Source organism: Bradyrhizobium sp. 186 (assembly GCF_023101685.1).
Lineage (GTDB): Bacteria > Pseudomonadota > Alphaproteobacteria > Rhizobiales > Xanthobacteraceae > Bradyrhizobium.
Genome location: NZ_CP082165.1, coordinates 59,487 through 84,581, shown reverse-complemented (window position 1 = coordinate 84,581; position 25,095 = coordinate 59,487). Strand labels below are relative to the sequence as shown.

Annotated in this window: 19 protein-coding genes, 1 tRNA gene and 1 pseudogene; 10 read left to right on the top strand and 11 right to left on the bottom strand. The window is 59.5% G+C overall.

Annotated features, from left to right (window positions below):
• Positions 1-14 precede the first annotated feature (14 nt).
• From IVB18_RS50160 to IVB18_RS50140, 5 genes are all read right to left on the bottom strand, one after another.
• A complete protein-coding gene (locus IVB18_RS50160) occupies positions 15-1,178 on the bottom strand; it encodes an efflux RND transporter periplasmic adaptor subunit (protein ID WP_247992178.1) in 1,164 nt (387 codons plus the stop codon).
• Between the two features lie 195 nt (positions 1,179-1,373).
• Positions 1,374-2,387, bottom strand: a complete 1,014-nt coding sequence (locus IVB18_RS50155; protein WP_247992177.1) for a zinc-binding alcohol dehydrogenase family protein — start codon at positions 2,385-2,387, stop codon at positions 1,374-1,376.
• Positions 2,384-3,418, bottom strand: coding sequence for an LLM class flavin-dependent oxidoreductase (locus IVB18_RS50150; RefSeq protein ID WP_247992176.1), 1,035 nt, complete (start codon positions 3,416-3,418; stop codon positions 2,384-2,386). Before IVB18_RS50150 ends, IVB18_RS50155 begins: the two co-directional genes overlap by 4 nt.
• Positions 3,419-3,821: 403 nt before the next feature.
• Positions 3,822-4,049: a hypothetical protein gene (locus tag IVB18_RS50145; protein WP_247992175.1), complete on the bottom strand. Its 228-nt coding sequence runs from the start codon at positions 4,047-4,049 to the stop codon at positions 3,822-3,824.
• Entirely contained in the window at positions 4,049-4,192 is a 144-nt protein-coding gene (locus IVB18_RS50140; RefSeq protein ID WP_247992174.1) for a hypothetical protein, read from the bottom strand. Before IVB18_RS50140 ends, IVB18_RS50145 begins: the two co-directional genes overlap by 1 nt.
• Before the next feature lie 165 nt (positions 4,193-4,357).
• Between IVB18_RS50140 and IVB18_RS50135 the strand changes: the two genes are divergently transcribed.
• A complete protein-coding gene (locus IVB18_RS50135; protein ID WP_247992173.1) occupies positions 4,358-4,786 on the top strand; it encodes a MerR family transcriptional regulator in 429 nt (142 codons plus the stop codon).
• Positions 4,787-5,013: 227 nt separating this feature from the next.
• Here IVB18_RS50135 and IVB18_RS50130 read toward each other — a convergent pair whose 3' ends face one another.
• Positions 5,014-5,220 (bottom strand): hypothetical protein, encoded by a 207-nt coding sequence (locus IVB18_RS50130; protein WP_247992172.1) that lies wholly within the window; start codon positions 5,218-5,220, stop codon positions 5,014-5,016.
• Between the two features lie 203 nt (positions 5,221-5,423).
• On the opposite strand from IVB18_RS50130, the gene IVB18_RS50125 reads away from it, so the two are divergent.
• Positions 5,424-6,350, top strand: coding sequence for a LysR family transcriptional regulator (locus tag IVB18_RS50125; RefSeq protein WP_247992171.1), 927 nt, complete (start codon positions 5,424-5,426; stop codon positions 6,348-6,350).
• Here IVB18_RS50125 and IVB18_RS50120 read toward each other — a convergent pair.
• Positions 6,334-7,434, bottom strand: coding sequence for a Gfo/Idh/MocA family oxidoreductase (locus IVB18_RS50120; RefSeq protein WP_247992170.1), 1,101 nt, complete (start codon positions 7,432-7,434; stop codon positions 6,334-6,336). The two genes, IVB18_RS50125 and IVB18_RS50120, sit on opposite strands and share 17 nt — an antisense overlap.
• Positions 7,435-7,837: 403 nt before the next feature.
• Between IVB18_RS50120 and IVB18_RS50115 the strand changes: the two genes are divergently transcribed.
• A complete protein-coding gene (locus IVB18_RS50115; RefSeq protein WP_247992169.1) occupies positions 7,838-8,164 on the top strand; it encodes a recombinase family protein in 327 nt (108 codons plus the stop codon).
• Between the two features lie 628 nt (positions 8,165-8,792).
• On the opposite strand, the gene IVB18_RS50110 is transcribed toward IVB18_RS50115, so the two are convergent.
• The 3 genes and pseudogenes from IVB18_RS50110 to IVB18_RS50100 form a co-directional block, all read right to left on the bottom strand.
• Positions 8,793-9,062 carry a hypothetical protein gene (locus IVB18_RS50110; protein ID WP_247992168.1) on the bottom strand — a complete coding sequence of 90 codons (270 nt, stop codon included), beginning with the start codon at positions 9,060-9,062 and terminating at the stop codon, positions 8,793-8,795.
• A 76-nt stretch (positions 9,063-9,138) separates the two neighbouring features.
• Positions 9,139-9,980, bottom strand: a pseudogene (locus IVB18_RS50105) (IS5 family transposase).
• A gap of 293 nt (positions 9,981-10,273) precedes the next feature.
• Entirely contained in the window at positions 10,274-11,161 is an 888-nt protein-coding gene (locus tag IVB18_RS50100; protein WP_247992167.1) for a LysR family transcriptional regulator, read from the bottom strand.
• Between the two features lie 119 nt (positions 11,162-11,280).
• Here IVB18_RS50100 and IVB18_RS50095 point away from each other — a divergent pair, with 119 nt between their 5' ends.
• The 5 genes from IVB18_RS50095 (at position 11,281) to IVB18_RS50075 (ending at position 16,142) form a co-directional block, all read left to right on the top strand.
• Positions 11,281-12,609: an MFS transporter gene (locus IVB18_RS50095; protein ID WP_247992166.1), complete on the top strand. Its 1,329-nt coding sequence runs from the start codon at positions 11,281-11,283 to the stop codon at positions 12,607-12,609.
• A complete protein-coding gene (locus IVB18_RS50090) occupies positions 12,596-13,522 on the top strand; it encodes an ABC transporter substrate-binding protein (RefSeq protein ID WP_247992165.1) in 927 nt (308 codons plus the stop codon). Before IVB18_RS50095 ends, IVB18_RS50090 begins: the two co-directional genes overlap by 14 nt.
• Positions 13,519-14,289, top strand: a complete 771-nt coding sequence (locus IVB18_RS50085) for an arylmalonate decarboxylase (RefSeq protein WP_247992164.1) — start codon at positions 13,519-13,521, stop codon at positions 14,287-14,289. Before IVB18_RS50090 ends, IVB18_RS50085 begins: the two co-directional genes overlap by 4 nt.
• Before the next feature lie 362 nt (positions 14,290-14,651).
• Positions 14,652-14,732: transfer RNA gene (locus IVB18_RS50080), tRNA-Ser, on the top strand.
• A 186-nt stretch (positions 14,733-14,918) separates the two neighbouring features.
• A complete protein-coding gene (locus tag IVB18_RS50075) occupies positions 14,919-16,142 on the top strand; it encodes an integrase arm-type DNA-binding domain-containing protein (RefSeq protein WP_247992262.1) in 1,224 nt (407 codons plus the stop codon).
• A 552-nt stretch (positions 16,143-16,694) separates the two neighbouring features.
• Here the strand turns inward: IVB18_RS50075 and IVB18_RS50065 are convergent.
• Complete coding sequence (locus IVB18_RS50065) at positions 16,695-18,635, bottom strand: DNA topoisomerase (protein ID WP_247992163.1); 1,941 nt, start codon at positions 18,633-18,635, stop codon at positions 16,695-16,697.
• A 110-nt stretch (positions 18,636-18,745) separates the two neighbouring features.
• Here IVB18_RS50065 and IVB18_RS50060 point away from each other — a divergent pair, with 110 nt between their 5' ends.
• Positions 18,746-19,051, top strand: a complete 306-nt coding sequence (locus IVB18_RS50060; protein ID WP_247992162.1) for a hypothetical protein — start codon at positions 18,746-18,748, stop codon at positions 19,049-19,051.
• A gap of 167 nt (positions 19,052-19,218) precedes the next feature.
• On the top strand, positions 19,219-24,651 hold the full coding sequence (locus tag IVB18_RS50055) for a trifunctional serine/threonine-protein kinase/ATP-binding protein/sensor histidine kinase (protein WP_247992260.1): 5,433 nt from the start codon (positions 19,219-19,221) through the stop codon (positions 24,649-24,651).
• Positions 24,652-25,095 lie beyond the last annotated feature (444 nt).

Genomic DNA, 25,095 nt, shown 5'->3' with positions numbered 1-25,095 from the left:
CGTCTCCTTACCGGTTACGACTGGGGCCGGATGCTCATCGCAACTAGGTTGGGTTTGACCTTGGTGTCCGGTGCGAAGATCTTCTGGAGACCGGCAACAATGACCTTGTCGTTCGCATCGAGGCCTGACTGCACCACCCGCAAACCGTCATGAACGCTGCCAAGCATGATGTCCTTGCGCTTGGCCTTGTCTTCCGTTCCAAGGACATAGACGTATTTGCGATCCTGATCGGTCATGATGGCCTTGTCGTCGATCAGCATCGCAATGTATTCGGCGCGCCCTTCGAGCTGCACGCGCGCATAGAGGCCGGGCACGAACACGCCGTCAGGGTTCGGCACCGTCGCGCGCACGTTGATCGTACCGGTCGCCGCATCGACCTGGTTGTTGACGAAATTCACCGTGCCCGAATGCGGAAAACCGGTTTCGCTGGCGAGGCCCACCCGCACCGGGTTGTCCGAGTTGGCGCGTTCGCCCTTGCGGGCGAGTTCGCGATAGCGCAGGAAGGACTGCTCGTCCGGCTGGAAATAGACATAGACTGGGTTCTGCGACACGACGCTCGTGAGCACAGTCTGGTCGGCCTGGACGAGGTTGCCGAGCGTCAGCAGCGCGCGGCTGACTCTGCCGGCAATCGGCGATCGCACCTCGGTGAAGTCGAGGTTGAGCTTGGTGGTGGACAGCGCCGCTTCGGCTGCATGCACGTCGGCGTTGGTCTGTCCCAGTGCTGCGCTCCGTGTGTCGTAGGTGTCGATCGAGATCGCGCCGGTCTTGATCAGCGATTCCGCGCGCTTGTTCTGCGCCTCCGCGAGCTGCGCCGATGCGCGGGCGCGTTCGAGCTGGGCCACCGCGGCGTCATAGCTGGCGCGGTAGGGACGCGGATCGATCACGAACAGAAGGTCGCCCGCCTTGATCATGTCGCCCTCCTTGAAGGCGATGCGGTCGATATAGCCGCTGACGCGCGGACGTATGTCGACCGCGCCGATGGCCGCGATCCGCCCGGTGAATTCGTCCCACTGGCGTACGGATTTGGTCACGATCTGGGCAGCATCGACCTCGGGCGGCGGAGGCGGGGCTTCCGCCTGGCTGTTGCTGCAAGCAGCGATGACGGTGGCCATGACCACCATGGCAATGGCGGAAAGGCCCGCACGCAGTGACGGGAGCGAGTAATGGCGGTACGGCACGAGTGTCCTCTTGACTGGCAGCGACTTCTCAATATTGAAGTTAGCTTCAACTTCAATATTAGGCAAGAGAAAGCTTCTTATGCCGATGCACTTTCATCGAAAGGACTGAGCCACGCGGCGACCAGACGTAGACGCGTAGGATGGGTTTTGCTTTGTTCAACCCGTCCTACGGTCTTGCAATGACGGGGCCGAGCCCTACCACCCCTCTAGCACGATCTTGCCGCGCGACTTGCCGCTCTCCAGCAGCGCATGGGCGCGTCTCAGGTTGGCGGCATTGATGGTGCCGAAGGTCTGTTCCAGCGTCGTGCGCAGCACGCCCTTGTCGATGAGATCGGCGACGTCGTTGAGCAGATGATTTTGGGCGATCATGTCGGGCGTCTGGAACGAGGAGCGGGTCATCATCGCTTCCCAGTGGATCGAGATCGCCTTGCCCTTGAACATGCCGACGCTGAACTCGGCCGGGCTGTCGATCAGGCCGAACTTGCCCTGCGGCGCCATGAAATCGGCGATCGCCTTGTAGTGCTGATCGGTCGCGGTGAGGCTTGCAACAAGCGCGACCGGTGACAGCTTCAGTTTCTCAATCTGTTCCTTCATAGGCCTAGCATGATCGATCACCGTGTGCGCGCCAAGCTCGAGACACCATTTTTGCGATTCGGGCCGCGTCGCGGTAGCAACCACCGTGAGTCCGGTCAGCCGGCGGGCGAGCTGGATCAGGATCGAGCCGACCCCGCCGGCGCCGCCGGTGATCAGAAGCGTCCGCGGATCGAGGCTCTTGCCGGGCACCGCGCCGAGCCGGTCGAACAGGAGCTCCCAGGCGGTGATCGTGGTCAGGGGCAGGGCTGCGGCCTGCGCGAAGGACAGCGCCTTCGGCTTCTTGCCGACGATGCGCTCATCGACTAGATGAAACTCGGAATTGGTGCCCTGGCGCTGGATCGAGCCGGCGTAGAAGACCTCGTCGCCCGGCTTGAACAGCGTGACCTCGGGACCGACGGCGTCCACGATTCCGGCCGCATCGTAGCCCAGAATCTTGATGTGGCCCTCCGGCGGCTCGGCGCGCTTGCGCACTTTGTAGTCAGCCGGGTTGACCGAGACCGCCCTCACGGCAACCCGGATATCACGGCCGGTCGGTTCCGGCTTAGGCGCCTCGAAATCGATCAGAGCGTCCGCGGCGTCGATGGGAAGCGATTTCTTGTATCCGACGGCCTTCATGGCCGGTCTCCTTTGAGCTGAAAACTGCCACCCAACTGCCCGCTTAGGACAGCGCCAGCTGCGTCGGCGATGAGCTTGAAGGAGCGCAGCCGCAATGCATGGTCGTAGACGTCCGATACGACGATGAGCTCGTCGGCGTCCGTCTCGGCGACCAGCTTCGCGATGCCGTCACGCACCGTCTCCGGAGAACCCACGATGGAACGCGCGAGCATGCGCATTGCCTGCGCCTTCTCCGTCGGGGACCAAAAGGTTTCGATGTCGTCGATCGGCGGTTGGCTCAGCCCGCGCGCGCCACGAAAAATGCTGGCGAACGACATTTGTTGCGTCGTCGCTAAACGCCGCGCCTCGGAGTCGGTCGGGGCGGCGATGATGTTGACACCCACCATCGCATAGGGCCGGCCGAGCTGTTCTGATGGCTGGAAGGCGGTACGATAGATCTGAAGCGCCGGGATAAGCAACTCCGGTGCAAAATGGGAGGCAAAGGCATAGGGCAAGCCGAGTTCCGCCGCCAGCATCGCCCCGAAATTGCTGGAGCCCAGAATCCAGAGCGGCACATTCGTGCCGGCCGCCGGTACGGCCTGGATGCGCTGGTCCGGGCTAGCCGCGGCGAGAAACGCCTGCAGCTCTAGCACGTCCTGCGGAAAGTGCTCGGCGACTTCCGGCGAGCGCCGAAGCGCGCGCAGCGTGAGCTGATCGGTTCCGGGCGCGCGGCCGAGACCGAGGTCGATGCGGCCAGGAAACAGCCGCTCCAGCGTGCCGAACTGTTCGGCGATCACATAGGGGGAATGGTTGGGCAGCATGATGCCACCGGCGCCGACCCGGATGGTCTTCGAACCTGCCGCCATATGGGCAATGACAATGGAGGTTGCTGCGCTGGCGATGCCCGGCATGTTGTGATGCTCCGCCACCCATATCCGGCGATAGCCCCATCTCTCGGCATGCGCCGCCAGGTCTCGGGCGTTGTCGAGCGCGCCGCGTGCGTCGGTCTCCACCGTGACGCGAACCAGTTCGAGAATGGACAATGCTGTCATGGTCGGTTCCCCAACTAGCGGATCTCTATTCGGCGGCAGGCCATGAATGCTTCAGCAGCCCTGCTCGTTCGGGAGCGGACTGCCGCGCTAATTCGACGATGCGCAGCTCGGTCATAGCAGCCCCACCAGCCACGCGAGACCGAAGGCAGCGGCGCCAACGGCGACGAGATTGGCGATGACAATGATGAGAGTACAGAGGGCAGAGATGGCGGCATCTTCTTCATCGGCAGCGTGATCTCAATGGGATCGACCGTCGGCGTGAGCGGCCTTTCCCATCGTCCGGACTCCAATTCGGTGAAGCCGTACTTGCGCAGCATCTTGCGGAGACCGGCGGCAGCCTTCGCGGCCGCCCACCGCTGGAGAAAGTCTTCGACCAACATCGATAGTCGGTATCCGAGCATCCTCAGAGCAGCCCCACCAAATGCAGGAGGCCCCATACACCGGCGGCAGCGGCGATGAAGCCACCGAGGAGGATGATGAGAGCGTAGAGGGGAGCGGAATCGGATAGGCGGTAGCTCACGCCTTCGGGCATCCACCGCTGGAGAAAGTCTTCGACCAACGCGAGACCGAACGCAGCGGCGCCAACGACGACGAGGTTGGCGATGACATACAGGACAGGGAGCGGCCTCATTAGAGGAGGCCGAGCAGGAGCAGGACCAGACAGCATGTAGAGACGGCCATGACGCCCAGGGCGACCAGAATGATAAGAGCGTAGAGGAGATCGGGATCGGGATCGGATAGGCGGTAGGTCACGCCTTCGGGCTTCTTATGCATGACATTCACTCGGCTTGGCTGGGACCGGCGACACTAGCAGTGATTGTGCTAAAGCTGAAGCTAGCTTCAACTTCAAACAAAAGCAAGGGGGAACGTTGGCGCGGACACGCTTTTGTGCTACTGACGAATTCACCGCCAATGCATCAGACGGGGTTTTTGCAGTCCATGGATCTTCCCAACCGTTCGCGAGCGAACCCCGCGGTCCAGTACGTGTGCCCGGCATGGACTTGGCCCGCCGATGAGCTGATCCACATCCGCGAGATGTCCGAGCGCACCTCCGTGCCGGCATCGTCGCTGCGTTACTACGAGAAGCTCGGCCTGATCACGTCCGAACGCGAGACGAGCGGGAGCCAGCGCCGCTACAGCAAGTCGACCTTTTACAAGATCATCTTGATCACGCTCGCGCAGAGCGCGGGCTTCAACCTCGATGAAATCGCTGGGCAACTGAGGAACCTGCCGGATATCCATCCGTTACCGCCGAAGGTCTGGGGACCGCTGCACAAGATATGGGAGCGGCGCATCGATCAGCGCGTCGCCGAGCTTAGGCAACTGAAGATCAATTTGAGACGCTGCACGCGCGACGCCTCGCGCTGAGCGCTGCGACCGCTGGCCACGAGGGATCTCGCGAGGTCTTTAGCAAGATTCGACCCTCATGCTTACTCGACCTCCGCCGTTACTCTGCTTGGAGCGCATTGTGCTCCCGCGCCGAGAGCGCGCGGGGATGTGACTCATGCGTCTTCTCCAGCTTGATAAAACGAGCGGGTGGTGGATCAGGGGGGCACACGGGCACATTCGATCCACCACCCGCCCCGGCCCGTCTCCTACAAGCTGACGCTAGCGAGCAGGAGGCACGGAGCCGAGCCGGTAACGAGAACCAAGCCCCAGATCAGGATCTTGCGGCGGCTGAGGTCAGGCATAAACAGGCTGTCGTCTACGAACGCGCAAAGGACGAGCGCGAGGGCGCCGGTAATGGCACTGGCAATACCAAGGGTCCACAGCGGGATTGCTGCAAGCTCCATGATAGTCATCACTAGACCTCTCTCTCTGTTGGATCGGACAGCATCGCACCGAAGAACCAACTCGGAATGTGCATGGCGATGAGGAACATCATTTACGTCTCCAGTCGTGAAGACGTTTACTCGCAACAAACATGGGCTGGTGATGAGAAGTTCTGGATGGAGTGTTGAGTTGCATTTCAGAATGCCCTCTTGCCTGGGAAAGGAATTCAAAAATGAATCGCGGCGACCTGAATGACCTGAATACCTTTCTCACAATCGCAGAACATCTCAGTTTCCGCGCGGCAGCAGCTCAGCTGGGGGTGACCTCATCTGCTCTCAGCCACTCGATACGGCAGCTTGAAGGACGTCTTGGCGCGCGACTCTTGCATCGAACGACCCGCAGCGTTTCGCTCACGGACTCCGGCAATCGCCTGCTGGAACGCTTGCGACCTGGGATGGCGCAGATCTCGGGCGCACTGGAGGAATTAAAGGGGGAGCGCGATCGTCCTTCTGGACGCTTGCGGATCTATGCCCAACCGTGGGCCGTACCCACAGTGATCGCGCCGATGTGGCAACACTTCCTTTCATGTTACCCCGACGTGCATCTAGATCTCCTCGTTGGGTCGGAGCCGTCGATCGATATCGTTGCGAGCGGTTTGGACGCTGGCCTTGCGGTTCGCGAGCGCGTGCCTGTTGAAATGACCGCAATCCGCGCGTCGGCGCCGATGAGGGCAGCCGTCGTTGCCAGTCCGGACTATCTCGCAAAGCACGCGGCGCCCAACACACCAGACGACCTATTATCGCACCAGTGCGTCCAGTATCGTAATGTAGGCGAGATCTGGCGCTGGAGATTTGAGCAGAACGGTAGTGCGAAGCGTGTCTCTGTCCGTGGAAGCATGACAGTCAACGACACAGACGCTGCGATTCGCGCTGCGCTCGACGGGCTTGGGATCGTCTACACCCTCGACGTTCTGGTCGAACCGTTCCTGCGCAGCGGGCAGCTCGTGCGCGTTCTGGCAGACTGGTCGCCGAACATGGAGGGTGTGTATCTGTATTATAACGGCCGGCGGCAGCTTTCAGCCGCATTGCGCGCGTTCATCAACATCATCCGACCGTCCGCAGGGCGCCAGGATTGCAGGTGCGTCAAGAATCCGTTTTAATAACCTCTTGGCGCACTCCTTGTTCGGCAGAACGCCTTACAGCCTCGACAAGGCGGGAATTGTGGAGCGCCTCACGAAATCCCGGCGTTCTGTATGTCCCTTCATTCAGGTCGCGGGCAAGTTGAGCATAGACCTCCCCTACATTGATTGCCGTCTCCATCATGTTGTCGGAGACGGCTGGTGCTTCGGGTTCTGCGAATGCGACGGTTGACCTCAATTTGAGATCCCCGATCTGAACTCCGCCGGGGTGAGAACTGGTCAGGCTCAGCCATCCGTCAGAGCCCCTGACTTCGACGCTGAAGCGAACATTGTCTGGCGGCATTCCAGCCTCGATCTCGGCCGTGAATGCGGCACCTGAGGCCGTCTTGCCCAGGATGCCGACGTAATCAGCAGTTTCACGCACGCTCTCTACCCCGGTCTCTATCAGCCTCACGATTGGCCACCGGATCTCAGCGCGAGCGTCGACTTCGATAATCCTTCCCAGGACCGCTTCCACCAGATCTAACGTATGACCTCCAGCGATGGTGAGCAGGTTCGCGCCAGAGGAACGCTTGATATAATATTCTTGTGCAACCGGCATCTCCGGCCCGAACGCCAAGGTCTGGGATACGATTCTGGCGTTTAGCGGACGTCCGATTTTTCCCGAGGAAACCAGCTCAGCCGCGCGTCGGACGGCCGGATTGAGCCGGCCCTGCAATCCGATTGCCGTGTGGAGCGAGTGCGTCGCATTCACCATCTCTTCAGCTTCCGCGACGCTCCGTCCGAGGGGCGCCTCGCAGTAGACCGCCTTGCCCGCCTCCAGCGCCGCCAGGACGAGTTCGCGGTGTGCGGGCACGGCCACCGCCACAGTAACGATATCGATCCGATCATCACGGATCATCGCGAAGGGGTCGCTATACCAGCGATCAGCACCGAAGGCTTTGGCCGCCTCCCGTGCGCTCTGCTCGTTGCGCGTTGCCACAGCCGCGAGCCTCAGGCCCTGTAGATCATTAATCGCCGGAACGTGCGACACCTTCGCCCAGCTCGTTTTCGTGTCCGCGCCGATGACACCAACACGGATCTCCCTCTGAGTAGCGGCTTCCATTGACTTTCTCCCACTTATGCAAGCTCCCGAACTTCGTCTCTACTCAAGGAACCGTTCTTGCAGTGCTGAGAAATTTCGGATGGACTGATGAGCGACATTTCGCAATTTTTCTGATAAGAAATCGCACACGGCTGCTCGCGGTCCCGCTGCCGGTCGGCCTCACGGCTCATAGCGTCGGAGTGCGCGGGGTGGACGCGAGTTGTGAACGATAGGCTGCACACCAGTTTGGTAGACGGATAACAGCAACTCAGGCTGGCCCTGCTCAGGCGCAATCCGCGCGCTTCGCCTTAAAGCGCCGACACAAGAGAGGCGCGAGGCCACGAACGAGCGTTTGGCATTGATCAGAGTACGAGCCCGCCGATTTCTACGCTGGCCTACGCCATTACCTCTCGCCCGCCCTTTCGTGCTCCACCTGTTCGCCGCGCTGGCCGAAACGGAACGCGCGCTAATTTCTACCCGCACCCGGCAGGCCCTCTCGGCCGCAAAGGCTCGCGGTGTCACGTTGGGCAACCCCAAGCTCCACGTCGCTCGCAAGAACGCGGTGCAGGCTGTTCAGGCCGAAGCTGATCGTTACGCTGCGAACGTGCTACCCATCATCAAGGAAGCTCAGAAGGCCGGTGCGAACACACTAAGGCAAATCGCAGGGGTGCTGAATGCTCGAGGCATTCCTACGGCACGCGGTGGGCAGTGGTACGCGCAGTCTGTCGCCAACATCATCGAACGAGCCTAAGCAGGAACGGAACAATATGACGCTCCCAGCGCTCCTCAGCCTCCTTGTGGTGTTCGCGGTCTCGTTCGAGATGACGGTGACGGCTATGGTTCTCAGCGCGGTGGCGCTCGGGCTTGCATCCGCCGCTTTCTCATCCACGTGCTGCCATCCCGCATCCGCCACTACGGCCTGTTTGCCAAAAGCGCTTGCGCCGACAACATCGCACGCGCCCGTGAGCTGCTCGCCGTTGCAAAATCTGAAGGCCAAAGTGCCTACTTGGGCCGCGCGAGGCATGCGAGACTGCTCCATCGGCGGCTGATCGTCCAGTTTCGCACTTGCAGCGACCTTTCTTAAACTCCTCCTGCAAGCGCACGAGGGTCTCCATGAAAGCGCAGGATTTGGCGACCTACTTCGCGAGGAAATTCGCGCAGCTTCCACGTTTCCGAACGACGAACGCTAGGTATCCGCGCACAAAGCAGCGCCGTAGCGCGAGGCGCTCGTTACGAGTGCTCAGTTCGGCTCTAGGTTCGAAAATTGGCTGCAGGCCAGCCTCCGCCGCCTCTCCGGCGGCGGTAAGAGTCCTCTCAACTGTGGGTAGCTACCACTTCGCGCGTACCATTCCTTCCGGATAACGTCAGCTTCGTCTCATTTACGCGAGAGAGCGCTTGCGCAAGAACTCATTGGCAATTTGACCCGCCTCGAGATAGTTAGCCGCCAGGTCGACCACATCCTGGCGCAAACTGATCATTTGATCCGATTCCGCCTGCGCCCGAGCGTCGAGAAAGAGGCCGCCCAAACAGATCATCCCGGTCAAAAGGACGCTCACGATCCCGAGCAGCGCAATCTGGATCTTCAGGCCAAATCGAATTCGCAGGAGGGGCGTCAGAATGGCGCGCACACGTGAAGCGAGCATTGGCATCTGTAAGTCCTTTTTGGCATCGCAGCGTGGGCATACTGCGATGCACCTAAAGGATTTCCTAAGAGTCTGTCCGGGATCATGCTGTTTTTTGGCAGAGCTTTCGCAGCATGAGGCGGATTGAGGCGAGGCGCAAGAACGCCAATGCCTTTCGGTTGAGGCACTCCCAATCCTTGGCCAAACGGCGGCAGCGGTTGAGCCAGGCGATGGTGCGTTCGACGATCCATCGCTTGGGCAAGATCGCAAAACTCTTTGCTGTATCGGAGCGCTTGACGATCTCGACGTCGATTTGCCGGAGGATTTTGCGAACGGCGGACTGAAAGATCGGCCCCTGATAGCCGCCGTCAGCATAGAGCTTCAGCAGGAATGGATGCAGGCCAAACAGCGTGGCCATCACCAGCACCCCACCGTCACGATCCTGGATGTCCGCCGAATGCACGAGGGCGTGGAGCAGCAAGCCTTGAGTATCGACTAGGATGTGGCGCTTCTTGCCCTTGATCTTCTTGCCCGCATCGTAGCCATGCGGGTCGATCCACGCCCCCCTTTTTCCGCGCTCTTGACGCTTTGACTGTCGATGATGGCGGCGCTCGGGCTGGGTTCTCGGTTAGCCAATTCTCGACATTGTACATAGAGCGCGTGATGGATGCGATCGAGCGTGCCGTTCCAAGCCCACAAGTCAAAATAGTCGTGCACCGTGCTGCGTGGCGGCAGGTCCTTCGGGATCGCTCGCCATTGGCAACCGGTGCTCAGCACATACATCAGGCCATTGATCACCTCGCGCACATCGACCGTGCGCTTGTTGCCGCCTCGCTTGGCTGGCGCAATCAGCGGCTCCACCAACGCCCATTCCTCATCAGTCAAATCGCTTGGATAGCGTAGCCGGCTTCGGTCGTAACGACCGCGGTTCTCCTTCGTCCACATGGGCGCCCCTTCGAATCGGACCGCCACCCTTGAATCACAAATGATTCCGATGATTCAAGATGTTCCCGGACAGACACTAAGCTTGCTCAGCGCTCACTCGCGTTGCGCTCTGCACACTTGCGCTGCTCCGATTGCTGCCGGCTGGAGCGATTGCCGGGTGAGGCTTGCAGCCATTGGAAAGCGTCGCCTTTGACGACGCACGAATACCGGACATTCGCTTGAAATCTGCGGAGAAGATCGCCGCTTCGTCGGACGGAAAACATTCAATCAGGCACGTCGAGAAGGTCGTCCGGTTACTGCATCGCCTTTTTGATCGCCGCTCGCATCCAGGCATGCCCGGGATCTTCATCATGTCGGGGATGCCACACCGCGTCGATCGCAAGCTCAACCTCGTCGATGGGCAAGCGCTTTACGACACAGGCCGTGGCAAACGGGCGGGTCCGTGTCCACCGGCGTGGTAGCGCCGCGACCAGATCGGTGGTGGTGACGATGGGATAAACGTCAAGCCAGCTCGGCACGTGCATTGCGATGTCGCGCTTGAGCCCGCGTCGTGCCAAAGCATCATCGATCAGATTGGTGCCGATGGCACTGGCTGCGACTTTCAGGTGAACGAGCGTGACATACGTCTCCAGCGTCATCTCCAGCTTGGCCAAAGGATGCCGCTTGCTCATTACCACGACGAACTCATCCTCGAAGACGCGCAAACGCCTATATCTTCCGAGGTCGCCACCATCAGAGCCGAGACGCACATGGATTTCGTCGCCGATCAATTCCTGACCGCCTTCACTAAAATGACCCACCTCTAACCGCGCGCCGGGTGCCTCCGTGCGCATGACGCGGCACAGCCGGCCAAGCAGGAAGCTCGACACGTAATCGGAGACGCGCAGGCGGAAGATTCGATTGGATTTCGCGGGATCGAAGCTGCCGCGCTGATTGACCATCGACTGGATTTGCCAAAGCACGACGCGCAGTTCTTCGGCCAACTGGATTGCCCGCGCTGTCAAATCCATGCCGCCGGCCGAGCGCATCAGAAGATCGTCGCCAAACAGATCACGAAGCCTGCGGAGTGCATGACTGACGGCCGACTGCGTGAGGCCGAGTCTGTTTGCCGCGCGCGAGACGCTGCGTTCCGAAATCAGCGCGTCGAGAATAACCAGGAGATTGAGGTCGATATTCCGCATGTTCATCGCCAACCTCCCATAATGTATACAATTCATATTGGACATGAAAAATATGAATTTGGCAAATTCCCCATGGTTACTCATAGTACAAAAGAAAAAACAGCGCAGGAGGAATTCGAATGACGGCTCAGCGACGATACTTTGTCTACGTCGGCTTGTTTCTGTTGATGTTCATCAACTATCTCGATCGCATCAACTTGTCCGTGGCAGCAAAAGACATTGCCGCGACCTACGGGCTTTCGCCGGTTGAGCTGGGTTATATGTTCTCGTCCTTCCTGTGGACGTATCTTGTTTTCCTTATACCGATGGGTCTTGCCGCTGACCGGTTCGGCGGCCGAGCCATTACCTATGCCACGCTCGGGCTTTGGTCGGTTGCCGGCATCTGGACCGGGCTCGCGACAAGCTACGCATCTTTGTTCGCGTCGCGGCTCGTGCTCGGTGTGGGCGAGTCGGCAAGTTACCCCTCCGGGGGAAAGATCATTCGCGAGTGGTCGCCGGCGACGGAGCGTGGAGTTGCCACCGCATTCCTCAATAGTGGTGCCTACGCAGGACTATCAGTCGGCTCAATTGTCGTGGCGTGGCTGATAACAGGTTTTGGCTGGCGTGAATCTTTCTTTATTACTGGTGCTATGGGTCTTGCTCTCGCGGCCGTCTGGTTCCTGTTTTACAGGCGGCCTGAGCAGGCGAATTGGTTGAGCCTTTCGGAACGACAGCGCATTCTTGGCACGCGCGGGGCTGCCGACAGCGCGACTGCAGGTGAATTCAATCAGCGCCTGGCTATGCGCCGTTTGCTGACCAGCCGCTCGATGTGGTCGCTTGCGATCACCCAGGGCTGCGCCGGATATACCCTTTATTTGTTCATGACTTGGCTTCCCAATTACCTCGCCGTGAGCCGCGGCCTTGATGTGCTGAAGTCCGGCTTCTTTTCTGCTGTGCCATATGCGATGGCAGTTGTCATTGGCCTTGGTCTCGGCTGGCTGAGCGACCGACTGATCAAGCGCAGCGGTGGGCGCAATGGCGAACGCCGCAAGTTGATTGCGGTCATCCTGCTGCTGTCATCAGTGATCCTGGCAACCCCTTTTGTTGCCTCCATCTGGATTATTCTCGCGCTGTTCTCTGTCTCGCTCGGCTGTGTGTCGACGGCGATGGCGATGAACATCGCGCTGACCAGCGATCTGGTGACGGACGGCCGCTACAACGGCGTCGCCGTCAGCATGCTCATCATGGGTGGAAATCTGTTCGGTCTCGCCGCACCCATCGTCACCGGATACATCGTCGCCGCCACGAGCGGATTCTCCGGAGCTTTCCTCGTCGCGGGCATTCTGCTGCTGACCGGGGCGGCCGTTATTACCGTCGGAGCAAGACAACCGATCGAATTCCCCGAGCGTGCGCCCTCTGAAAGAAATTCCCTCGAGCTCGTCAGAAAGCCTCTCCATGGACAAGCTTAAATTCGCCGCCGTATCGCGCAACTACTTCAACATGCCCGTATGGGTGGCGAAGCATGCGGGTCATTTCAGCGATGAAGGACTTGATGTCGATATCGAGCTCTATGAGCCCATTGACGAGGTAACAGATCGCCTGCGCGGCGGCAGGGTCCAATTCGCCTTCGGAGTGACTGAGCATGTCATCCTCGACAATGAAGCGGGAGGCAATCTCGGCATTATCGGCGGCAACGTGAACCGGCTGCCATTCTCGTTTATTGCCAAAAAGGGGATCAGCAGCATTGCGGGCCTGCGCGGTAAGACCGTGGGCGTGTCTTCGATCGAGGCCGGCTCGTCCTCATTGGTGATGAAACTTCTCGCGGCGCACGGACTCGAGTATCCCAGGGACTACAACTTGCGAGCTGTGGGGCCGATTCTCGCCCGTTGGGAGTTGTTGCAAGCCGGCGAGATCGACGCCGGGCTGCAGGGTGTTCCGATGAACTTCATCGCGATTGATCAAGGTTATCCGACTCTCTGCGAGCCACGCGAATCGTTTCCGGATTTTCAGTTCACATCGCTGAATGTCGACAATCGCTGGGCGGCTGCCAATCGGAATATCGTGGTGCGATTCATGCGCGCTTTCGTTCGCGCGCATCATTGGTTTTTTGGCAACCGGGCGGAGGCGACACGAATTGCGGTCGAACAATCCGGCATTCCTGAATCTTATGCATTGCGCGCCTGGGATGAGTACACGCGCGAAGAGATATTCCCGAAAGACGGAGATCTGGCGACCGCTGCCGTACAGACCTTGATTGAAATTTCCTCCCTGATCCGCGCTATTCCGAACCGCAGGAAGACATCGGCGGAAGACTATATCGACCGGTCCTACCTCAGAGATGCTCAGCGCGACTTGGCACAGCAGGCAGCCATTGCTACATGATGAATGTCGCTGCTTCTCTCGGTCAGCCCGATATCGATTACGGCGACCAGTTCCGTGCGGGCATTATCGTCCCTTCCGGGAACGTGGTCGCAGAAGCCGAAATCCGCGCCATGTTGCCTCGCGGCGTGGCGCCGCTTTTTACCCGCCTGGCTCTGCGCGGCAGTTCGGAGGCCGAGCTGATTGGAATGCTTTCCGGACTCGAAGGTGCGGCTGGGCTTCTCGCCGACGCCAAAGTCGGCATGATCATCTTTCACTGCACAGCCGTATCGACGTTCGCCCCGCATCTCGCGGGAAATATCCGGACTCGTATAGAGCATGCGACCGGCATTACGGCCTTCGCGACTTCGGATGCGATTCTCGAAGCCGTCAAAATTCTCAACATTAGTCGGCTTTCGCTTCTCACACCGTATATCGAACCGGTCCATAGGCGCGAAGTCGCCTTCCTTACCGCACATGATATCGATGTTGTGGATGGCGAGTGTCTTGGCATCGATACCAATGCCGAAATGGCCACTCTTACACCGTCAGCTCTGCTCGATTGGGTCGCGCGGCACAATTCAACAAAATCCGACGGCTGTTTATTGAGTTGCACTGCGATCCGTTCAGCCGGAATCATATCAAGAATGGAACAATTGCTGGCCCGGCCCGTCATCACAAGCAACCAAGCCATGGTATGGCATCTCCTTCAACTTGCGCGGATTTCAAAGCGCGTCGAAGGCTTTGGAAGCTTGCTAGGGGATACCAGAAAAGGCATCGGCACGCGGTGAACTTTGCTCCGAGAACGTCGTACCGCCTACGCTCTTGAACGTCCTGGTTTGGATCAGTTCTATAGAAGAGCTTAAAGCGACGCTCCCAATGTCTGCTAGATCAAGTGCTTTTAGGTTTGCGCATAGTTGGCGCATTCATCCGGCGCAAAGGCCCCGAGGATTTCGGCCATCGCTGTGCAGATGGCTTCCAAAGTCCGCCGACGTCCAGAATGCGCGTTACCCTTTTCACAACCTCAAGCACCACCACCCGGACCACCTGAAGGATGCCGTCGCCAAGATGACGGCCAAGCCTACCGCCTCAGCTTCGCCTCAGAAACGAGTGGAAAGGAAGGAAACGAACGTCGTCAAAATTCAATGAAAATGGGCACTTCTAGTGGGATTACTGCGAGTTTCCACCGCTCATAACGGTCTGGTTGCAGGTTCGAGTCCTGCCGGGCCCACCATACTGATGATCCGCAGACATCCGCAAGCGTCCGCCACTGTCCGCCGAACTGGACAATAATCCCTGTTTTGCAGTGATATCCTGATCCATCTACGTCCGTGAATGTCCCTCCTTCGTGTGCTGACATCCGATGATTTTGTTGGTATGTCTGTTGGTAGGATATTGATGCCAAATGCGAGATACCAACATGCCGTTAACAGATGTGAAGTGCCGAAACGCGAAGGGAAAAATCAAGCCACATAAGCTCTCCGATGGCGGCGGCTTGCACCTATTGGTCAATGCAGACGGAGCTAAGTACTGGCGCTTGGCGTATCGGTGGCATGGCAAGCAACGCACGCTTGCGCTCGGCGTCTATCCGGCCGTTGGGCTTGTCGAGGCGCGTGCAGCGCGCGACGACGCCAAGCGCAGTCTAGCTGCGAACGTCGATCCTTCCATAGTGAAACGTGAGCGTAAACGGGCCGCCAAGGTTGCCGCTGGCAATACCTTCGAAGCGGTCGCACGCGAATGGCACGAAAACTGGAAAGGCGCTCGGACGCCCTACTACGCGGGCCAAATCCTCCGGCGTCTGGAGGCGGATGTCTTCCCAACGATTGGGCGGCGTCCGGTTGCCGAACTCGAACCAGCAGAACTGCTCGATATGCTGCGCAAGGTTGAGAAGCGCGGGGTGAACGAAACCGCGCGACGATTAAAGCAGCTTATCGGCCAGATATTCCGCTTCGCAATTGTGACGGGCCGAGCGAAGCGGGATCCATCCGCCGATCTCAAGGACGCATTACGGGCTACAGGGGAACCGCAGCGTCACAGAGCGATGCCACTTCTGGAGTTACCGACGTTCTTGAAAAACTTAGAGACCTACAGTGGCGAGCAGCAAACCAAACTTGCATTGAAGCTCGTGACCTTAACGTTTCTTCGGACAACCGAATTGCGCGCTGGCAAATGGAGCGAGTTGGAGGACCTTGATGGAAAATCCGCTCAGTGGCGCATTCCCGCCGAACGCATGAAAATGCGACTGGAACACCTGGTGCCTCTGTCACGCCAAGCAGTCGCCGTGTTGCGCGAACTGCGCGCCCTCTCGGGCAGTAGTCCCAATATTTTTCCATCGCCGGGCAAGGAGGGATGCATGTCCAGCAACACGATGCTCTATGCACTCTATCGGATGGGATATCACGGCCGGGCAACTACGCATGGCTTCCGAGGCGTGGCTTCCACCATTTTAAATGAGAGCAATCTGTTCAACCGTGACTGGATTGAACGCCAGCTTGCGCACGTTGAAAGAAACGAAGTGCGGCGCGCCTACAACGCTGCAGAGTGGATGCCTGATCGTCGGCGAATGATGCAGTGGTGGGCCGACCACATTACCGCAACTGCCGTGGAAGGTGACAACGTCGTCACGCTATCGCGAGCGGGCTAGAATTTGTTCGCTTTAGGGCGCGTCAGGCTCAGACTGCAAGTAGTGCGGTCTTCGTCCCGCCACCTAAAGCAGCCACCCCCGTTCGCCGAATGCAGAAAGATCAACTCCAGGCGGGGCATACCATCCCTCTGAGCCATAACGGGCACCGAGCTTCAGCGCGACCTCCTTATTCCCATAAGGAATCCTCAGCGGCGTCCTGATTGAGTTTGCTGGCGCGGGAGCTATCGAAGCGGCATTGGTGTCAACTTTTTGCTTTCGAAACCTCTTCGGCGGCGCAGCCTGGGATGCAACCGACCCTACCGGCCTGTTGGAGGCTTTGCGATTAACCTTGCGGCGTTTTCTGACTCGATTTGCATCGATCCACGCGGACATCGCGGCCGAGTTGGTCCGCGCATCATCGGGGATGATGAGACCTTTCCCCTGCGCCAGCTTCTTGGCGTACAACAATTGTGCAGGACTTACCGGTTTGGAGTCGAGCTTACCGGCCGTTTCGCCGTCGGACTTTTTAGGCGCGTGTTCGCTAAGGAATTTGCGGCAGATCGATATCGAAGTTTAGTAACTGGGCGGTGGTTTGATTCTTTTCTGCCGGACAAGGCTGTCAGCAAAGCGTTTCATCGCAGGCGTCGGTGGATACGTTTCTGTGCCATTGTCCCCTGCACCGCCAAGCAAGGAAGGTCCCCCCGCGGTAGCACCCTCCTTCAGCTTGTTGATAATGCGCTCAGCGACATCGCATACGGCGTCAATCGCGCCGACCATCTCCTGTTTGCCTACAACGACATCGTCGAGCAGGCATTCAAGTTGCGCCGTCACGCCAGGATCGACTAGAGCCGGATCGGCTTGTTTGAGAACGCCGAACAACGACAGGCCGGTCTCGGTCGGCACAATATTCTTTCCTTGGGCAATCAGGAAACCCTGCTTCTTCAGCCCGCCGATGATCTCGGCTCGGGTCGCAGGAGTGCCAATACCCTTGGCTTCCTTCAAGCGATCCCGCAGAACCTCGTCATCAACAAAACGCCAGGCATTCTGCATAGCCTCGATCAGAGTGCCTTCGTTGTAACGCGGCGGCGGCCGGGTCTCCTTGTTTTCAATTTTTGGATCTTGCAGTAGCGCGGTCTCGCCGTTGCGCAGCGGCGGCAGCAATTGCGCCTCATCGCCCTTTTCGTCGGCGGGTTGCCACTCCGGGAATGCTGCTCGCCAGCCGAGATCAATGGGCTGGCGACCGGCTGCGCGGAATTCGAAGCCGCGCACATCGAGCGTTGCGGTTGTTTGCCGGTAACGGAAATCGGGCATGAGGGCCGCCATATAGGCCCGCGCTATCACATCAAACAGTTTCTTCTCGTCAGATGACAGACGAGGCCAGACCTCTGGCAGCTTGTCGATTGTGTTGACATTGGGGATGACGGCGTGGTGGCTCGCACCCTCCAGCCCCTTGTCATAGAAGGTACCGCTCGCGCCCCTACGAATTACCGGCGGCTCGGATACAGGGATCGCGCCGAACGATTGGCCCACCCGAAGTCCGGCTATGATTCGCGGTACGTCCGATATCAAGCTCTGCGGCAGATAGCGCACCTCTGCGCGAGGATAGGTGACAATCTTCTTGCCCTGGCCGTCATAGAGCTCCTGCGCCACTTCGAGCGTTTTGCTGGCCGACCAACCGAAGCGCGAGCCGCAGAGTTTCTGCAGCGAAGGCAAATCGTGCAGCTTCGGTGGCCCTTGCCGCTTATCTTCGTCACGCACGGCAAGCGCGCCCTCGAAGCCTTCAGCCGCTTTGACTACGTCCTGGGCGATCTCGCGCTTAACAATTCGGTCTTGCTGCGCGTGCCGCATCTGGAATTGCCCGCCCGCCACTTTCGCGGTGGCGACAATTTCAAAATAGGCAATCGGCGCGAAGTTTCGAATTTCCAACTCGCGCTTGCATACAATGGCCAATGTCGGCGTCTTTACGCGGCCGACGCCAATCACTCTCCGCGCGCCTTGTCCCAGAATGACTGTTGCGGTGCGTGTCAGCGACAGGTTGTAAATCTGGTCGGCCTGCCGACGCGCGACGGCGGCGGCGTAAAGGCGGGAGTATTCGATATTAGGTTTTGCTCGGCCGAATGCGTCGCGGATGGTCTGCGAATCCTGTGCGGTGAACAGCACCCGCATCACCTCGCCGCGATACTCGTAATGCTCAAGAATTTCCTGACCGATCAGCTGGCCCTCGCGGTCGCAATCGGTTGCAAGCCAAACCCGTTTGGCTGTGCGTAACGCCTCGCGAATGACCTTAAGCTTGGCCGCCTTGTTGCCACCCTCTGCCGGGCGCGTTCCGTAAAGACCTTCAGGCCGTAAAAGTATCGGGGACCATCGCTTCCAAGCCGGGACAACGTCCTCCGGTTCAAGGAGATCAAACAAATGGCCCTCAGCTGGGAGAACATCGCCGTAGCGAGAACCAATGGCGGCACGGACGTCTTTAGCCTGGCTGGTTTTCTCCGAGATGACGATCTGATCTGCCATGACGGCCCAATTGGGAGGATGGCCAGTTCGAAGGGGCCGATGCTCCGATTGACAATAGAACATATAGAGAACATAATTTAACTGTCGGGTCAAGTAGTTGGATTCAGGCCATGGCCGAGGTCACCTATTACGTCGCGCTGCCGTTCGTCGCCGCCGATGATGGCATTGCTGCTGGCGAGCCCACGGAATGCTTCAATCCAAACGCCGCTGTATTACGCGCTGAGGCCCAGAAAAACGACATCCTTCGTCATATCCTTGAAGATTTCGCCAAACCCGCCCTCGATTTGCGCCCGAGCCGGGTAGGCAACCCCGGAAGTCCATTGATTGATGATCGATCGCTTGTCCGCGCATTTTTCCTCGACGGGCATCTCGGCGTTTATGAGCAAAAGGCTGGCGGGGTTCCGGTCATCGTCTAGCCGTGACATGACACCGAACGTGGTACGATCACATTTTGGCGTCTGTTTTGGATTGACGGCCGAGAGCAATCGTAACCTAATCGGTGTCACTGAAGCAGTCCTCCTGACGGGAGGCCCTCGTGAAGCAGCTCTCGGGCTACGTGCTCTCGCCGCTGAGAGAGGGAGACATCGCTCTCTACCGCGGCTCCGGCGACGGCTTGGCGCCGATCCTGCTTGCTACCGCGGAAGAGGCATCGCTCGCTTGCGTCGAGCGACTTGAACACGAATATGCGCTGAAAGCCGAACTTGATGCTGCCTGGGCAGCGCGACCAGTCGCGCTGACGCACTACAACGATCGCTTGACCCTGGTTCTCGAGGATCCCGGCGGTGCGCCGGTCGATCGGCTGCTTGGCCGACCACTGGACGTATTACCATTCCTGCGCATAGCGATCCCTCTCGCGGGAGTGCTCCGCCAAGTGCATGAGCAAGGCCTCATCCATAAGGACATCAAACCGGCAAATATCCTGGTGGACGCAGCAAGCGGTGGCGTATGGCTGACGGGGTTCGGCATTGCCTCGCGTCTGCCGCGCGAGCACCAGGACCCTGGGCCGCCGGAGGTAATCGCGGGGACGCTCGCCTACATGGCGCCGGAACAAACTGGCAGGATGAACCGCTCGGTGGATTCCCGTAGCGATCTCTATGCTCTCGGTGTCACCTTTTACGAGATGTTGACGGGGCAGCTCCCCTTCACCGCCACCGATCCGATGGAGTGGGTGCACTGCCACATCGCGCGTCAACCGGTGCCGCCCAGCGAGCGGGACGCGGGTATCCCGGGGCCGCTCTCGGCTATTGTGATGAAGCTCCTCTCCAAAACCGCCGAGGAGCGCTACCAGACAGCCGCTGGTGTCGAGGCCGATCTCCGGCGCTGTTCGGCGGAGTGGGAGTCGCGTGGCCGCATCGATCCGTTCCTGCTCGGCGCTGACGACATATCGGACCGGCTGCTGATCCCGGAGAAGCTCTACGGCCGGGAGCGCGAGATCGACACTCTGCTCGCGTCCTTCGGGAGGGTCGTGGCGAACGGCACCTCGGAGCTCGTGCTCGTCTCCGGCTATTCCGGGATCGGCAAGTCCTCAGTGGTGAACGAGTTGCACAAGGCGCTCGTCCCGCCGCGTGGCCAGTTCGCGTCCGGCAAGTTCGACCAGCACAAGCGCGACATACCCTATGCAACGCTCGCCCAGGCATTCCAGGCCCTGATACGCCACATCCTCGGCAAGAGCGACGAGGAGACCGACCGTTGGCGCGAGATCATTCGGGAGGCCGTGGACCCAAATGGGCAACTCGTCGTGAACCTCATACCAGAACTTCGGTGGCTCATTGGCGAGCAGCCATCAATTCCGCAACTCCCGCCGCAGCTAGAGGAGAATCGATTTCATATGGTGTTCAGTTCCTTCCTGGGCGCGTTTGCCCGGAAGGAACATCCGCTCGCCCTCTTTCTCGACGATCTCCAGTGGATGGACTCAGCCACCCTCAAACTTCTCGAATACCTCGTGACCCACGGTGAAGTCCGCTATCTTCTCCTGATCGGGGCATTTCGGGACAACGAGGTCGGCGCAGCTCACCCCCTCATGCGGACACTCGATGCCATTCGCAAGACGACCGCAACTGTGCGCGACATCCAGCTCGCCCCGCTCTCGCTCGACGACCTAACCAATTTCGTGGCGGACACACTGCGCTGCGGACACTCGGCCGCCGAGCCGCTCGCGCGCCTGGCACACCAAAAAACGCTGGGCAACCCGCTTTTCGCGATCCAGTTTCTGACGGCGCTCTACGAGGAGGACCTCCTCGTACTCGACGCGCACGAGGCGATCTGGACCTGGGATCTGGACCGCATCAAGGCCAGGGGCTTCACGGACAACGTCGTCGACCTCATGGTCAGCAAGCTGGAGCGGTTGCCGGCCGCCACCCAGGAAACACTGAAGATGCTTGCCTGCCTTGGAAACAGCGCCGAGATCAAGACGCTTTCCATCGTTCATGGGCGATCGGAGGAGGAGGTCCGGTCGGATCTGTGGGAGGCTGTCCGCCTCGAATTCATCGCGCGTTTGGACGGGTCCTATAGATTTGTGCACGACCGCATCCAGGAAGCAGCCTATTCCCTGGTTCCGGAAGGAATACGCGCTGAGGCCCATCTCCGAATAGGGAGGCTCCTCATATCGCACACTCACCCAGAGAGACGGGACGAGGCGATCTTCGAGATCGTCAATCAGATCAACCGCGGCGCGGCCTTGATAACTTCACGAGAGGAACGCGAGCAACTTGCTGAGTTCAATCTGATCGCGGGCCAGCGTGCCAAGGCTTCTACGGCCTACGCCTCAGCACTCATGTATCTCACCGCTGCGGCGGCAGTGTTAGCGGAAGATGGCTGGGAACGCCGGCCGGAGCTCATCTCCCGGCTGGAGCTGCACCGAGCCGAGTGCGAGTTCCTAACTGGAGAACTTGCTGCCGCCGAAGGGCGCTTGACCATGCTTTCATCCCGCCCCGCAAAGACAGTCGACCAATCGACCTTAGCATGCTTGCGCGTGGATCTGTACACGACCCTCGATCAGAGCGACCGCGCAATCGCCGTTTGTCTTGCTTACCTTCGGCATCTGGGCGTCGAATGGTCGCCGCATCCGACAGACGAGGAAGTGCGACGAGAATACGAGCGGATTTGGTCACAGCTTGGGACCCGCGAAATCGAGGAGCTCATCGATCTGCCCTTGATGAGCGACCCGGAATCCCTTGCAACTCTGGATCTTCTCACGAGGGTCGTGCCACCGGCATTGTTTACGGATGCGAACTTTCTCTCGTTGGCCATTTGTCGGATGGTTAATCTCAGCCTCGAACGCGGCAACAGCGATGGCTCATGTTTCGCCTATGTATGGCTTGGCGTCATAGCAGGACCGCACTTCGGCAACTACAAGGCCGGATTCAGATTCGGTCGGCTCGGCTACGAACTGATCGAAAAACGCGGATTGAAGCGCTTTCAGGCCAGGACCGGTATGGTCTTCGGAAATCTTGTCGTGCCATGGACGAAACATGTCCGGGCTGGCCGTGATTTGCTGCGCCGCGCTTTCGAGGCCGCGAACAAGACCGGCGACCTCACGTTTGCGGCCTACAGCTGCCAGGGCCTGAACAGAAACCTTCTCGCAGCGGGAGATCCGCTCGTTGAGGTGCAACGTGAAGCCGAGAATGGGCTCGACTTTGCGCGGAAGGCTCGGTTCGGTCTCGTGATCGATGTCATCACCTCGCAGCTCGGCCTTATCCGGACCCTTCGTGGCTTGACGCCGGAATTCGGCTCCTTCAACGACGAGGAATTCGATGAGCTCCAGTTCGAACGACGCTTGGCGGGCGACACAAGTTTGGCGGCACCTGAGTGCTGGTACTGGATCCGTAAGCTGCAAGCTCGCTTCTTTGCCGAGGACTATGCTTCCGCCCTCGATGCCTCGTTAAAGGCGCAGCGGCTGCTTTGGACTTCACCATCACATTTTGAAACGGCGGAGTACCACTTCTATGGTGCGCTTTGCCAAGCGGCGTCCCACGATTCCGCGTCCCCTGGTCGGCACCGACAGGATGTCGAGGCTCTGGCCGCCCACCACAGGCAGCTCGAAATATGGGCGGAGAATTGCCCGGAGAATTTCGAAACCCGCGCCGCGCTGGTCGGCGCCGAGATTGCTCGGATCGAAGGCCGGGAGCTCGATGCTGAGCGCCTCTACGAACAAGCCATACGCTCGGCCCGCGCAAACGGCTTTATTCACAATGAGGCGCTCGCCAATGAACTGGCTTCCCGCTTCTATGCGGCGCGTGGCTTCGAGAAAATTTCCCGCTTGTATTTGCGGGACGCCCGCTACGGCTATCTGCGTTGGGGAGCCGATGGCAAGGTGTGGCAACTCGAACGGCTTCATCCGCATCTGCGCGACGCACCGGTCTCTGCATCTCCGACCACTACGATTGGAGCACCGGTCGGGCGGTTGGACGTCGGGACAGTGGTCAAGGCTTCGCAGGCGGTGTCCGGCGAGATCGTCCTCGGCGAGCTCATTAAGACCCTACTGCGGATCGCGGTCGAACATGCCGGCGCCGGGCGTGGCCTGCTCATCCTGTTCCCGGGCGATCAGCCGCGGGTCGCGGCGGAAGCGACGACCGGCCGCGGCCAAATTGAGGTCACGCTGTGCCAGACGGCCGAGTCACCGGCCGAGCTTCCCGAATCCGTGCTCCACACCGTGATCCGGACGCGGGAAAGCGTGATCCTTGACGACGCCTTGGCGCAGAATCCGTTCTCGGCAGATGAGTACCTCTGTCAAAAGCGTGCTCGGTCGGTCCTTTGCCTGCCCCTCGTGAAACAGTCCAAGCTGATCGGGGTACTCTATTTCGAGAACAACCTGGCTTCGCATGTGTTCACGCCTACCCGGATATCGGTACTGGAACTGCTGGCGTCGCAAGCGGCGATCTCGCTGGAGAACGCCCGTCTGTACAACGATCTCCAGGAACGGGAGGCCAGGATCCGCCGCCTGGTCGACTCGAACATCATCGGGGTCTTGATCTGGGATTTTCAGGGCCAGATCATCGATGCCAACGACGCCTTTCTCGACATGGTCGGATATGCCCGGGAAGATCTCGTCTCGGGTCGGCTCCGATGGACGGAGCTGACGCCGGCCGAATGGCGCGGCGCCGACGGCCGGGCCTTGGCAGAGCTGAAGCTGGTTGGAACCGCCCAACCGCGTGAGAAAGAGTACTTTCGCAAAGACCGCAGCCGCGTACCGGTCCTGGTCGGCTCGACGACGTTCGGCGACCGACAGGACCAGGGCGTCGCATTCGTGCTCGATCTGACGGAGCTCAAGCACGCCGAGGAGTCGTTGCGTGACACGCTAACGAGCCTGGCACATGTCATGCGCGTGACGATGCTGGGCGAGCTAACCGCCTCGATCGCCCATGAAGTGAACCAGCCGCTCGCCGCCGTCGTCGCCAACGCCGAGGCCTGCCTGCGCTGGCTCGATCGCGGAACTCCCGATCTGGACGCAGCGCGCCGCTCGGTGGAATGGATCATAGACGACGCCAATCGCGCGAGTGAGGTGATCCGGCGCGTCCGGGCGCTGGCGAAGAAGACCGACATCGAGAAGGTTGCGCTCAACGTTAATGACATCGTTAGGGAGGTGATCACACTGGTGCAGCATGAGCTAATCAGCCACCAGGTGTCGTTGCGACTGGAGTTGGCACCTTCTCTACCAATGATCGTGGCTGATCGGGTCCAACTGCAGCAGGTGGTTATTAACTTGATGATGAATGGCATTGAAGCCATGGAATCGATCACGGATCGGCCGCGCGAACTGGTGATCCGATCAGGCCTGGACGTGACACGCCAAGTGCTCGTAAGTGTGACGGATTGCGGCGTCGGGATTTCCGCCGAGAATGTGGACCGGCTGTTCAACGCCTTCTTCACCACCAAATCCGGCGGCCTGGGTATGGGACTCTCGATATGCCGTTCGATCATGGCCGCCCACGATGGCCGGCTGTTGGCCACGGCAAACCTACCCCACGGTGCCACGTTTCAGTTCAGCCTGCCGGCGAACGCAGATACTGCGACCTGAGATTGCGTCCATCAGCACGTCCAAAGAACACGCGCGCCCGCCGATTTCTGCGAAATCGCACGAACTCGAGCAACGAGCACTCTGCGGAACAAAGCACTAAGGTCCGCTGTGGGTAAGAATGTGGAGGGTAAAGGAATCGCGAAAATATTTTTCGCGTCAACCACTTATTGCCTTTGGTGCGCTCGGAGGGCGTCCTATTCGCGGCGATTTCAACGACTTACCGGCAAACCACGAGTTAAAGGTGCGGTTTGACACCATTTAGTACGTTTCAAAAAGCGGGGCGGCGCAACAGCCTCTCGGCCGTTGAGAGCCGCATCGGATCAGGCTGCCAACCTGCGACCCTTGCGTCTCGAACGTAAGTAGCAGCCGAAAAGCTCAATAAAAACAGTCAACTTCGCTGGTGATTGATGACCTTTATCGCCGCTTGTTCATGGTGTTTCGGTG